Annotated in this window: 9 protein-coding genes; all 9 read left to right on the forward strand. The window is 65.4% G+C overall.

Features of this window, described 5'->3' with window-relative positions:
- Positions 1–42: 42 nt before the first annotated feature.
- Positions 43–1,077 carry a phosphate/phosphite/phosphonate ABC transporter substrate-binding protein gene (gene phnD / locus AACL56_RS05565; protein ID WP_339088830.1) on the forward strand — a complete coding sequence of 345 codons (1,035 nt, stop codon included), beginning with the start codon at positions 43–45 and terminating at the stop codon, positions 1,075–1,077.
- Complete coding sequence (gene phnD / locus AACL56_RS05570; protein ID WP_339088831.1) at positions 1,074–2,204, forward strand: phosphate/phosphite/phosphonate ABC transporter substrate-binding protein; 1,131 nt, start codon at positions 1,074–1,076, stop codon at positions 2,202–2,204. Before phnD (AACL56_RS05565) ends, phnD (AACL56_RS05570) begins: the two co-directional genes overlap by 4 nt.
- Positions 2,205–2,341: 137 nt before the next feature.
- On the forward strand, positions 2,342–4,840 hold the full coding sequence (locus AACL56_RS05575; RefSeq protein WP_339088832.1) for a type VI secretion system Vgr family protein: 2,499 nt from the start codon (positions 2,342–2,344) through the stop codon (positions 4,838–4,840).
- A 1-nt stretch (position 4,841) separates the two neighbouring features.
- The gene (locus AACL56_RS05580; protein ID WP_339088833.1) at positions 4,842–5,768 is read left to right on the forward strand and encodes a hypothetical protein; all 927 of its coding nucleotides are present in this window, start codon (positions 4,842–4,844) and stop codon (positions 5,766–5,768) included.
- 38 nt (positions 5,769–5,806) lie between these two features.
- Entirely contained in the window at positions 5,807–8,848 is a 3,042-nt protein-coding gene (locus AACL56_RS05585; protein WP_339088834.1) for a T6SS effector BTH_I2691 family protein, read from the forward strand.
- A 4-nt stretch (positions 8,849–8,852) separates the two neighbouring features.
- Positions 8,853–9,854: a DUF6708 domain-containing protein gene (locus tag AACL56_RS05590; RefSeq protein WP_339088835.1), complete on the forward strand. Its 1,002-nt coding sequence runs from the start codon at positions 8,853–8,855 to the stop codon at positions 9,852–9,854.
- 372 nt (positions 9,855–10,226) lie between these two features.
- Entirely contained in the window at positions 10,227–10,493 is a 267-nt protein-coding gene (locus AACL56_RS05595; RefSeq protein ID WP_339088836.1) for a hypothetical protein, read from the forward strand.
- A gap of 310 nt (positions 10,494–10,803) precedes the next feature.
- Positions 10,804–11,202, forward strand: a complete 399-nt coding sequence (locus tag AACL56_RS05600) for a DUF2628 domain-containing protein (RefSeq protein ID WP_339088837.1) — start codon at positions 10,804–10,806, stop codon at positions 11,200–11,202.
- A gap of 214 nt (positions 11,203–11,416) precedes the next feature.
- Positions 11,417–12,748 (forward strand): type VI secretion system baseplate subunit TssK, encoded by a 1,332-nt coding sequence (gene tssK, locus AACL56_RS05605; protein ID WP_339088838.1) that lies wholly within the window; start codon positions 11,417–11,419, stop codon positions 12,746–12,748.
- Positions 12,749–12,824 lie beyond the last annotated feature (76 nt).

Genomic DNA, 12,824 nt, shown 5'->3' on the forward strand with positions numbered 1-12,824 from the left:
GACCCGCCGATGCGCAACGGCTCTATGTCTTTCGGTTCAACAATGCAGGCTTTCTTGCGCCGATTCGCCGGCTTTCCAGGCTCTTTCCGCGTGGCCGCGATGGTCCTGTTCCTGGGGCTGCCCCTGTGGGCGTCGGCCCAGGGCAACCCGCTGGACGGGCCCGTGCGCTTCGGCATCCTGCCGCTCGGCGGCGCCTTCGAGTCGCGCAGCGACTGGGACCCGCTCCTGACCGAGCTCAGCCGGGCCATCGGCCGGCCGGTGAGCGTGCTGTCGGTCAACTCGTACGAGGCGCTGGAGCAGGCCATTCAGCGCGACGAGGTCGACATGGCCTTCCTCTCCGGCAAGATGGCGCTCGACGCCGTCACCCAGCGCCGCATGAAGGTGGTTGCCCAGGTGGTGCGGCACGACGGCCTTCCGGGCTACCGCGCGCTGCTGCTGGCGCGCAAGGCGCCGCCGCTGAACACGCTGAAGAGCCTGCTGGCGGAGCCGGAGCGCTGGCGGCTGGCGCGCGGCGAGAAGCAGTCGGTGTCGGGGTTCATCGTGCCGCAGCTGCAGCTCTTCCTGCCGAACCACATCGCGATGGAGACGCGCTTCCAGGGCGAGATCGTGGGCACCCACCAGGTCACCGCGCTGGCCGTGGCCAACAGCGAGGCCGACGTGGCCACCAACAACACCGCCGACTTCGAGCGCTTCAAGCTGCGTTTTCCGGCCGAGGCGGAGCGGCTGCAGGTGCTGTGGCAGTCGGAGCTGATCCCGCACGCCCAGATCGTGGTGCGGCGCGAGTATTCGGCCGACCTTCGCAAGCGGGTGCAGGCCTTCCTCACTGGCTACGGGCGCGCCAAGGGTCCGCGCGGCGACGCCGAGCGCGTGGTGCTCAAGTCGCTGCACGACCTGGCCGGCTTCGTCGCCGCCGACAACAGTTCGCTGCAACCCGCCGCCAGGCTGGCCTACCAGCTGGCCAGGCAGAACGCCATGACCGCGCAGTGGGTCAACGATGCCGCGCGCGAAGCCCGCCTGCAGCGCATCGACAGCGGGTATGCCGAGCAGGTCAGCGTGCTGAAGGACGTCTCGCCTTGAAGCGCCCGGCGTGCCTGGCCGCGTGGTTGCCGGCGTTGGCGCTGGCGGCGGGCCTGCTCGCCGGGCACGCGCCGGTGCAGGCGCAGGGCATGGCCGCGGCGAACGAGAAGACCGAGCGGACGGACAGGCCGGACAGGGCCGATCGCGCGGAAAAGCCGGAAAAGCCGGAAAGGGCGGAAAGGGCGGAAAAGACCCCGCCCGCCGCCATCAGGCTGATCCGCTTCGGCGTGCTGCCGCTGGGCGGCACCGTCGAATCGCGCGCGCTGTGGACGCCGCTCATGGCCGACATGAGCCGCGCGCTCGGCATCGCGGTCAGCGCGTACTCGGTGCCGTCGTACGAGGAGCTCGACCGCGCCATCGGCCGTAACGAGATCGACATGGCGTTCCTCTCGGCCAAGATGGCGCTCGACGCCGTCATGCAGCGGCGCATGAAGGTGGTGGCGCAGATCGCTCGGCACCCGAGCGTGCCCGAGCACCGCGCGGTGCTGCTGGCGCGCAAGGCCGGACCGCTGAACACGCTGGAGGGCATGCTCGCGCAGCCCGAGAAATGGCGGCTCGCGCGCGGCGACAGCCGTTCGGTCACCGGCTTCATCGTGCCGCAGAGCCAGCTCTTCCTGCCGAACAACATCGAGATGGAGACGCGCTTCCGCAGCGAGTTCGTCGGCACCCACCAGGCCACCGCGCTCGCCGTGGCCAACGGCGACGCCGACGTCGCCACCAACAACACCACCGACCTCGAGCGCTTTCGCCAGCAGTTCCCCATCGAAGCCGAGCGCCTGCAGGTGATCTGGGAGTCCGAACCGCCGCCCGGCGCGCCGATGGTGGTGCGGCGCGACTACCCGCCCGAGTTCCAGGCGAAGCTGCAGAAGTTCCTCACGGACTACGGCAAGGGCAAGGGCGCGCGCGGCAACGCCGAGCGCGAGGTGCTCAAGACTTTGCGCGCGGCCTACGGCTATGTCGCCGCCGACGACAGTGCCCTGCTGCCGGAAGCGCGGCTCGAGCACCATCTGGGCAAGCAGCGCGCAATGGCGGCGTCGTGGGTCAACGAGGCCGCGCGCGAGCAACGGCTGCAGCGCATCGAGAAGATCTACGCCGAACAGGTCGAGGTCTTGCGCGCGGACCGGTGACCGTCCGGCCCTGACATATCTCCCGATTCGGCGGGCTTTTCTGCGCGCAGCTTGTCGACGATGACCATTGTTTGCAGAGCCATCCGTGACGCCCGCGCAGACTGCCTCGACCACGTTCCTTGCCATGGAAGTCGTCGATGCCGCGCACTCTCTCGGTCAGCTCCTCCGCGATCCCTCAGCGCCAGGGCCGTCCTGCCCTGGAGCCCGTGCGACTGTCGGGCCATGAGGCACTGAACGCCCTCTTCGAATACGAGCTGCTGCTCAAGACGCCCGATGCATCCAACCTCGATGCGTCGATGGCCGCGAACTTCGATCTCGATGCGTTCGTCGGCCGCGAGGCCTGCTGCGAGATCGCCCTGGACGACGGTGCCTCGGGCGTGCGCCAGATCAACGCGCTCATCACCGATGCGGCCCTCTGGGGCGAGGAAGGCCGCCACGTCCAGTACAAGCTCACGCTGCGGCCCTGGCTGCACCTGGCCACGCTGCGCACCGACTGCAGGATCTTCCAGGACCGGACGGTCGTGCAGATCCTCGACGCGCTGCTCGCGGACTACGCATTCCCGGTGGACAAGCGCCTGGTAGAGACCTACCCCGCACGCGACTACCAGACCCAGTTCAACGAGAGCGACTTCGCCTTCTTCAGCCGGCTGTGCCAGGAGTGGGGCATCAGCTACCACTTCGAGCATTCGCACGGCAGGCACCGCCTGGTGCTGTGCGATGCGATGGGGGCCTACGGGCAGGCAGACAGTGCCATGTACCGGGAGGTCGAGTACCACGCCCCGGGCTGGAAGCTCGATGCGGAATACATCCACAGCTTCGTGCCCGCAAGCCATCTCGCGAGCGGGCGGTATGCGACACGGGACTACGACTACACCCGGCCGCGGGCCGACCTGGGTGCGAGCCGGAAGGACCCACGCCCCACGGGCCATGCCGATGCGCAGGTCTACGAATGGCATGCTGGCACGGGTGGCAGCCACTACGCCCAGCCCGGCGCGGGCAATGCAGCCACCCACGACCCTCGCAGCGAAGGCAACCTGCTGGCCCTGCTGCGCATGCAGGCCCTTCGAACCCACGGTGCCAGGGCCGAGGCCAGCGGCAACCTCCGGGGCATGGTGCCCGGGCGCACCTTCAGGCTGACCAGACATCCTCGCGAGAAGGCCAACGCCGAATACCTCGTGCTGGACACCCGCTTCCTCATCGAAGACATCGGCGAGAACAGCCAACCCCGCGAAGCCTCCGGCAGAAAGCAGCAATGGCGGGTCGAGGTCGACTTCACAGCGCATCCGGTCACCGAGCCGCTTCGCCCCGCCCTGACGCAGCGCAAGCCCCGTTGCGACGGCCCGCAGGTCGCGCGGGTCGTCGGCCCCGAAGGACAGAACCTCTGGACCGACGCGCTCGGGCGCATCAAGGTGCAGTTTCCCTGGGACCGCATCGGCGGCAGCGATGCGCACAGCAGTTGCTGGCTGCGCGTGAGCTCACCCTGGGCTGGCAACCAGCTGGGCGGCATCCACCTGCCGCGCATCGGCCAGAAGGTCGTCGTCAGCTTCATCGGTGGCGATGCGGATTTGCCGATCTGCACGGGGCGCGTGCACAACCAGGTCAACATGCCGCCGTGGGCGCTGCCCGGCCAGGGCGCGCTGAGCGGCTTCCGAAGCCGGGAGCTGACGCCCGGTGGCGGCAACGGTGCGGCGGGCCGCTCCAACCACCTGCTGATGGACGACACCGAGGGCCGGATCCAGGCGCAGCTCAAGAGCGACCACCAGAGCTCAAGCCTGAGCCTGGGGTTCATCACGCGCGTGGAAGACAACGCCGGGCGCAAGGAGCCGCGCGGCGAGGGCTTCGAGCTGCGCACCGACGGCCATGGCGTGCTGCGGGCGCAGGACGGACTGCTCATCTCCACCGAAGCGCGCACCGCTGCTGCTCGGCACGCCAAGGACATGGGTGAGACGACCCACCGATTGAAAGCTGCATGCGAGCAGCACGACGCACTGGCCGAAGCGGCGACGACGGCGAAGCTGCAGGACAGCGGACGGGACCAAGCCCTTGTCGCCACCGCACTCAAGGCACAGGCCGGTGCCATCAAGGGCAGCGACGGCAACGCGTCCCAAGGCCATTTCCCCGAACTGGAAGAGCCGCACCTCGTGCTTGCCAGTGCGGCCGGCATCGCCGCCACCACCCCTGGCAGTCTGCATCTGCAAGCCGGAGACCACGTCGCGATCTCCAGCGAAGGCCACACGAGCTTCAGCGCTGCCAGGCGTTTGCTGATAAGCGCCAAGGATGGCATCCGCTTGTTCGCGCTCAAGAACGGCATGAAATGGATTGCCGGCAACGGCAAGGTACAGGTCGAGGCGCACAAGGACCGGATCGATCTGGCGGCAAGGAAGGCCGTGCGGATCACCAGCACCACCGCCGAAATCTGCATCAGCGCACCGGTGAAGGTGGTGGTCAATGGCGGGGGCAGCTTCACCGAGTGGAGCAACGCAGGCATCCTGCATGGCACGACAGGCGCGTGGGTCGAGCATGCGGCCAGCCATGTCAAGGCGGGGCCTGCCAGTTCGCCGTTGAATCCGCAGACTTACGACGGTTGCTCGCCTTCCGACAGCAAGGCCGTGGCCGGCGGCGCGGGACTGATCTGAAGTGCAGGCCCCGCAGACCATCTCGGACGAAGCCTTTCCCGAATGGCCATGGAACGAGGTACCGCAGGCACTGCTGAATGCCCTCGAAACGTCGCTCCGGCAGGAATTGCACGACGGTGCCGTGTATCTTCTGATCGATCCCTTCCTGGGCGACGTGGAACCGCCGATCGACGGCCATCCACGCCATGCGGTACCGGGCGAAGGAACGCAAGTGCCTGCAGCACGATGGCCCTACGTGATCGAGCTCGAGGACGCGCAAGACCCCTTGCTGGCCCGGAGCATCGAGTGGGCAGCGCATGAACATCTGCGTGCCTGCATCAACGGCAGCGGCGCATACCGCATCGGTGGGTGGCTTCAGCCGCATGCCGGGAACGGCGGCTCAGCCCTGTCGCGACAGTTGGGGGCGCTGCTCATTGCAGATGCAAGCTCTCGCACCCGCTATCTGCGACTGGCCGATCGCCGTGTTCTCGCGTTGCTGAACCCGTTCCAACCGCCGGTCGAGACATGCGGCATCGATTGGGCGCAGCAACTGACGGGCATCGCGCGCTGGATCTATCTGGACTCCAACTTCAAGCTGCGTGTGCTGCAAGGTCGGGAGGGGCCGGTCGCCCACAAGTCCCTGCGGCTGGATGTGGCGCACCGGCGACTCGTGGCCGAAGCCGAGGTCGTCAATCGAAGCCTGATGGCATGGCAAGGATTTCGGCATCCGCTGCCGGACGACGCGCTGGCCCAGGTGTCGGCAGTGCTCCAACGCGCCCGCTCTCGCGGCTTGCATGAGCCGGTGGATCTTGCCGCCTATGTGGTCGAGGCACTGCGGTTCCCGGCCTTCGAGCAGTTCCCCGAACTGCAGGGATGCATCGACCGGGCACACCAGACGCAGCAGCTTCTGGCCGACAGGTTGCGAGCGCTTCGCTGCCATTGGTCCTGATTCGAACGATCCATCTCTGCACGCTTTCACCGAACACCATGACCTGCAAGAAATGCCAGAAGAGCGGCCTGTCGATCCTGCTCGTGCGGCCCACAGCCGTTGCTACCGACCCCGAGATTGCACCCCAAGGCAGTGCCGCAATCCGCACCCATGCAGGCACCGTCTCGGCATTCGGCTTGCCCCCTCTCGAGGCGAAATCGAAATATGCCTTGCGCCTGCTGCGCCGCGAGGGCTATGTCTACGTCTTTTTTCCCGGCGAAAAGCCGGAGGGCCAGGTCGGACGCTGGCTTGCTTACCGGGTGCACGACAAGGCAGCGCTGATCCGTCAGGGCGAATTTGTGTTCGAAGACAGCAGCTTCGCCTGCGACAAGAAGGTGACGCACCCGCACGACATGCGAACGATCTGTATCGCGGACCCCGAGCGCATTGCCACGGTGTGGGTCGGTTTCAGCATGAACTGGTGGAGTGACGCGATCAAGGCCCGCGTGGCCAGGAACCTGAAAACGTCGGGCATGGTTGAACTGAGCCTTGGTGGCTTGCCACCGGCGCACGGCTTTGCGGCGGAGGCGCCGATGCTCAATGCGCACGTGGCCGACTATGCGGTGCAGCACCTGAAGCACGGCGGCTTTGAAGAAGAGGCGACGCCGTTCTATCCAGCCGGCCACGTCGCGGCCATGCAGGCAGCCCGCGCCATGGCCGAGGTCATGCGCAAGCAGAGCGATGGCCACCAAGGCCAGCCGATGGTGGTGGCCGTTCCCGATCCGGTTGGCCTTGCGGCCGATCTCAACGGCATCCGGCTGGCGGTCGATCGGGTCCACAAGCAGAGGCTGCTGGCGCCTGAGGTGGCCTGGCCGCTTGCCAGCAACCAGTTGCTCAAGGGCCTCAAGGAGGCATTCGAGGCAGCGGCAGCCACGAGTACGGAAGCCTATGCATACGGCAGCACTTCGGCCAAGAAATGGGATGCGGTCAAGGACAGCACCTATGTCAAGGAGATGGGGTACATCTGGGAAAGCACCGGAGGCGAAGCGGAAGACGGTAGTGCCAATGGTCGCATGCTTCAACCCGACAACCTGAGGCAGCAGGCCGGAATCCACCGAAGCCGCATTGCCAACTTCAACCGCCTTTGGCGAGAGCAGGTGTCAAGTCAGATCGACGAACCGCGACGTGCAGCGTGGGAGGCCGCGTTTCGGAAGGACCGTCATGCCGAAGCCGAAGCGCTCGCTTCCTTCGAGCGTGACTGGCTGGCCGCGATGCGTCGCCGGGATACTCTGACTTACTTCGAACATCACTTCGACGAAGACGCGCCCAACAGGCTGACAGATCCCGTGAGTCATGGGTTGATCTATGCACAGGAAAGCGATCGCATCCATGTGCCGCAGCCGTTGAGCATTCAGGCCTGCATCAATGACTATCGAGATCACACGATGACGCTGCCCATCGTCGATCCGCGTGCTGTTGCCCTGAGAGCCATGGTGGGCAACCAAAAATCGGTCGTCGAGCAGGTGGCGGCCATGCTCGATGGCGAGTGGGACCGCAGCAACGAAAACAACATGCGCGACAAGGTGGTGGACATCTTCAAGGGCATGCTGACGGCGTCATGGGGCCGCAAGCACAGCTGGATGGTGAATATCGTGGTGGGGCTGGCCGCGGGCCATCTTGCCGCCATGGCAGCAGCGGTGTTCCAGGGTGTGGCCGCGCTTCACAGGCAGAAGGTCCTGGATCTCCCTGGCGCGGATGAATTGCGCATGAAGAAGATCGTCAACCTGAGTGTTGTGGAGCAAACCTTGCTCCAGGCCATGAGAACAGCCGTGGACAGCGGACAGGCTTACCTGCCCGTGGTGCTCAGCGAGGTCTGGGACCTTGCCGATGTCGATGCCCACATGCATTCGACGGAGCACCGGGGCTTCTATTCCGATGCGGATCGCCGGTCACTGCTGAAGAACCGGAAGGTGAACGGCAAGGTGATGGTGAAACGTATCTGGCATATCGGTGCGCATGATGGCTTGCTCCATGAAGTACCGAGCGAGCGGGCGCATGCGCCGGGAAGCTCTCCGCGCAGCAAGGGCGGAAAGGAGCTTGCCAGGTTCGACGAGTACGCCAGGTCCGTGAATCTCCAGCAGGTCTCACCACGGAGCCGACGCCATCTTCAAGACCACCTTGCAGCCGGACGAGCCAATGTCGAAGCCGAAATCCAGGCAGACCGCCGGCTCGGTTATGGGGTGGCAATCGTGCAGGCGGCAGGGCTGGTCTGGGCGGTGCGAGACTTCTGGAAGTCCTTCGACAGACCCGACCGGCGAGAGCGCTTTGACCAGGGGCTGAATCTTTTCAGCGGCCTGATGAGCTTCACTGCATCGCTGGTGGAACTGCGCGGTGCGGCAAACAGATCTATGCTCTCGCGCACGCCCAACGTGGTCGACGCGGCTGATCGATCAACCCGCGCCGTCGTCACGGCCAAGCTCGCCAACATCCGCATCGCGCTGGCGATGGCGGGACTGGCGACCGGGGCGATCGATGCATACCTGTCGTACCGCAAGTCAGAAAAGGCACATGCGCAAGGCGACAACATGGCTTACGAGGCGCATCTTGCTTCGTCTGCCGCTTTCGGGATGCAGAGTCTCTTCAACATTGCCGTTGTGGCCGATGCCTTGAGCAGCGGCGCATCCAGTCGTTTCATCGGAGCAGGTGCACAGCGAGTGGCTCAGGTCCTCCTGCAGCGTGGCGTCGAACGTGCCCTTGTCACTGCAATCGTCGGGATGAGCGGTGCGGCCCTTGGTGGTCTTGTGCTGACAACTGTCACAACCCTAGGCTGGGGCATGCTCGTTCTAGGAGTGGTATTCGCGGTGACCGGCGCAGCCTCCGAGCGAAACAACCTTCAGCGATGGGTGAGCCGAAGCTACTTCGGCACAGATCGAAAACTCTCCTACAACAACATGGCTACAGAAACGTGGGAGTTCGACATGATTAACGTGAATTTCGAAGCCATGGAGGCCAATGAGAGAAAGCGCAATGCGAACAGAGTAAATGTGCCCCAGAGCGAGATGCCGCCGTTATTCCTTGATGCCCCGGGCACGTGGGGATGACGCCATGTTCGGGCTCAACGTCAAAGGCAGCAGTACGGAGAAAGACAGATCGGCGAATAAACTCCCCGGCCTTGTGCAGCGTTACAGGAAGAAGGTCGCTGCATCCGGACAGTCCGACCATTGGGGTCGGTTGACCGGCGTGCATGCAAACACCATCGAATTTCAACGCATGCCGTTCCTGGAGGGCGGCGGCTTCTGGGTGACATACGGATTCGCGTCGGGAGTGCTAGGAACAATTTTCTTGCAAACGCTTATTGTTCCCGGCCTTCTCGAACTGAAGGGGTATGTATCTATCGTCTTTTGGCACGCCATCGCATGGGCGCTCTTCGGGCTCTTTGCATACATCGAGCTTTTTTCCCCTGCCGACCAACCACTCTACTTCGACCGCAAGCACCGCAAGGTCTACAAGGTCGTCTCCAAAGGCCAGCGGCGCTGGGGCGGCCTCGGACCGCGCAAGGCCATCCTGACGGCTTATGAATGGCGGCTGATCGACGCCGAGCACCATGTCACCGTACAGGTGTCAAGCGCGGCGGCGCAGCGCAATCACCATCTGGTCTTCCTGGTGCGCAAAAGCAGCACCGACCCCACCATCGTCGACCACTTCGAGTTCACGAACGTCGAAATCGTCCCGGCGCTGTGGGAGTACATCCGCCGCTACATGGAGGAGAAGGCCCCGCCCTTGACGGTGGGTGAGTTCCCGCCGCAGTCGACGATGGGCGTGTACCAGCCATGGAGCGACTTTGGCGCCGTCGTGCCGTTCCTCGACCAGCCGGCACGGCGATGGAAGGAGCAGCCTTGGAAGACGCTCTTGAAGTACATCGGGATGCCGGTGACCGTGCCGCTCTACATCCTCTGGCTCTTCTTCAACCGCTTGACCGTATGGACTGCGCAGAAGGTGGAGTGGCCTCAACACATCGTCGATGCGATCGGCCCCTTGGTCACAGAACTGGATCTGCGCACCGACAAGCACAGCGGATTGCGTCCAGGACCGCCTCCGGAGATGTGATGAAGGATGTTGAATTGGAAAGCAGGACGTCTACGCGAGGATCGCCATCGCCTTGGCTTCATTATTTCTGGCTGTTCGCCCAGGAGCAGCGCCGACGACGGACGGCACCGACGTCAACGGCAGGAGCACCGACAAGCATCGCGACTCAGGAAGTGTCTTTGGTCTGGTCGAGCGCGATGACAGGCGGCGTCACGCGGGGAGCATGGCCAGTCACGAAAGTTGCCTCACGGGCGTGTACCCCAACGTCATCGAATTTCAGCGGATTTGCCTGACGGGTGCTTGGGGACGCGACATGGAAAACCGCAGCGCGCCGCTCGTGGAGGGCGGCTTCCGCCGGCGTCGAACATGGGGGCCCACATGCGATGGAGCGACTTGGGTGCTGTCGTGCCGCTTCTCGATCAGCCGGCTCGCCACTGGAAAGAGCAGCCATGGCGGGCGCTCTTCAAGCACATCGGCCTGCCCATCACCGTGCCGTTGTATGTGAACTGGCTGCTCTTCAGTCGGTTGACCGTGTGGACTGCGCAGAAGGTTGAACCACCGAAGGAGATCAAAGATGCCATCGGGCGACTGATCAACGAACCGGACCTGCGCTCGGACAAGTACGGCGCGCTGCGGCCCGGGCGGCCGCCGCCACTGTGATCCGGGCGTCACGGACAGTCGAACGTTGTCAGTTCTTGGCGCTGGCGGGTGCCAGATCGCCACTTCAAAGAAGGTGGAGTGGCCGCGACACATCGTCGATGCGATCGGCCCCATGGTCACAGAGCTCGATCCGCGCACTGACGCATATCGAAAGCTGCGGTCCGGACCGCCACCTGACTTGAATCGAACGCCATTGCGGCGGAAAGAAAGGAAGGGAAGGGAAGGGAGGTCATCAGGCCAGACGCGCCGATGTGTGTGGGGCGACAGAGATCGCCGAGATCAAGAAAAAGCAGAAATGGGAGTGAAAAAAATGAAGAGCTACAAGATTTTCGAGCACCCTTCGGGTGACGTGGCAGCCATCAAGGAAGAATGGAGCTGGACGGCGTTCCTTTTCGGGTGGATATGGGCGCTGTGCCATGGCGTGTGGCCGCTTGCGCTGGCGCTTCTGGCGCTTGGCATGCTGGTTGCCGGCATCGCGAAGGCAATCGGAGGGGAGGGCGAGGCCACCTTGGGCGCGATTGCCTTGTTCGGCTTCCTGAATAGCATCGTCCTCGGAAGCATCGGCAACTGGTTGCGCGCGCGATGGCAGATCCGCAAAGGGTATGCGTGCATGGGGTCTGTGGAGGCCGGCAGCGCAGCGGCCGCCTTGAAGATCCACGCGGCCGACGCCAAATTCGGGGCGCGCCGGGCGGACTCGCTTCGCGGATGATTCGGGGTGCCGCCGGAGCGCGGCGGCTCCGCTCCGCCGCGCCATCGGCGCCCCTTGCACCGCACCGAACGCCCCGTCTACTCCCTTCGCCGTACCTCCTCTCCCCCTCGCCTAGGCCGTTAGCTAGGCCTTAAGGCGGATTTGCCTCCCGCTCCTGGCGCCGGAAACTTCGTGTTTCTTTCTTCCCGGCACCCTTGCCGTTGACGGAGCGCGGATGAGTTGGCGAACAAAAGTGGTCTGGAGCGAGGGGATGCTGTTGCAGCCTCAGCACCTGCAGCAAAGCGAGCGTCATGCCGACCACGCGCGGCACGTGCTGCTGCGCTCCACCACGCCTTACGCCTGGGGCTTTGCCGAACTCGAGATCGACGCGGCCGCGCTCACGCTGGGCAAGCTGGCGCTGGTGCGCGCGGTCGGCGTCTTCGGCGACGGCACCGTGTTCGACATGCCCGCGGTCGATCCGCTGCCCGACCCGATCGACATTCCTTCTTCCATGCGCGACGAGGCCGTGGTGCTGGCGCTGCCGCTGCGCCGCGCCGGCGCGCGCGAGGCCGATGCCGAGGACTATGAAGAGCTGGTGCGCCACCGCGTGCTCGAGTCCGAAGTGCCCGACTCGAACACCGCCGGCGAACGCACCGCGGTGCTGCAGCTCGGCCAGCTCCACACGCGCCTGATGCGCGCCGGCGAAGCGACCGATGCCTGGACGACCGTGGGCGTGGCACGCGTGGTCGAGCGCCGCGTCGACAACCAGGTGCAGCTCGACCGCGCGATGCTGCCGCCGCTGCTCGACGTGGCGGGCCATGCGGTCATCCGCGCGTGGCTCGACGAACTGCTGGGCTTGCTGCGGCAGCGCGGCGAAGCCCTCGCAGGCCGCATGACGCAAGGCGGCACCGGCGGCGTGGCGGAGATCGCCGACTTCATGCTGCTGCAGGCCGTGAACCGCAACGAGGCCATCTTCGCGCACCTGGCGAAAAGCGCGATGCTGCACCCGCAGCATTTCTTCGAACACGCGCTCGGCCTGGCCGGCGACCTGTCGAGCTTTCGCGACTCGCGCCGCGTGGCGCGCTTCGGCCCCTACATCCACGACGACCTCGCGCTGAGTTTCCGTCCGGTGATGGACGACCTGCGCCGCAGCCTCTCGATGGTGTTCGAGCAGTCGGCCATCCGCATCGACCTGCACGACCGCAAGCACGGCGTGCGCGTGGCGGTGGTGACCGACGTGGAACTGCAGCGCAAGGCCACCTTCGTGCTCGCGGTGAACGCCAACATGCCGAGCGAGGCACTGCGCGCGCGCTTCCCCACGCAGGTGAAGATCGGCCCGGTCGAGCGCATCCGCGACCTCGTGAACCTCGCGCTGCCCGGCGTCACGCTCACGCCGATGCCGGTGGCGCCGCGCCAGATTCCGTTCCACACGGGCGCCAACTATTTCGAACTCGAAACGCGCAACAGCGACCTGTGGCGCCAGCTCGAGCAGTCCGGCGGCATCGCGATGCACATCGCGGGCGACTTCCCCGGGCTGGACCTGGCTTTCTGGGCGATACGCGCATGACCCCCCGTCTTCGCGCGCCTCGTGTCGCCAAGCCAACCCCCTTCCAGGGGGCAACGCCAGCGGTCCGGCCAGGCCG

Origin of the sequence: Variovorax paradoxus (assembly GCF_902712855.1) — a bacterium.
GTDB lineage: Bacteria > Pseudomonadota > Gammaproteobacteria > Burkholderiales > Burkholderiaceae_C > Variovorax > Variovorax paradoxus_Q.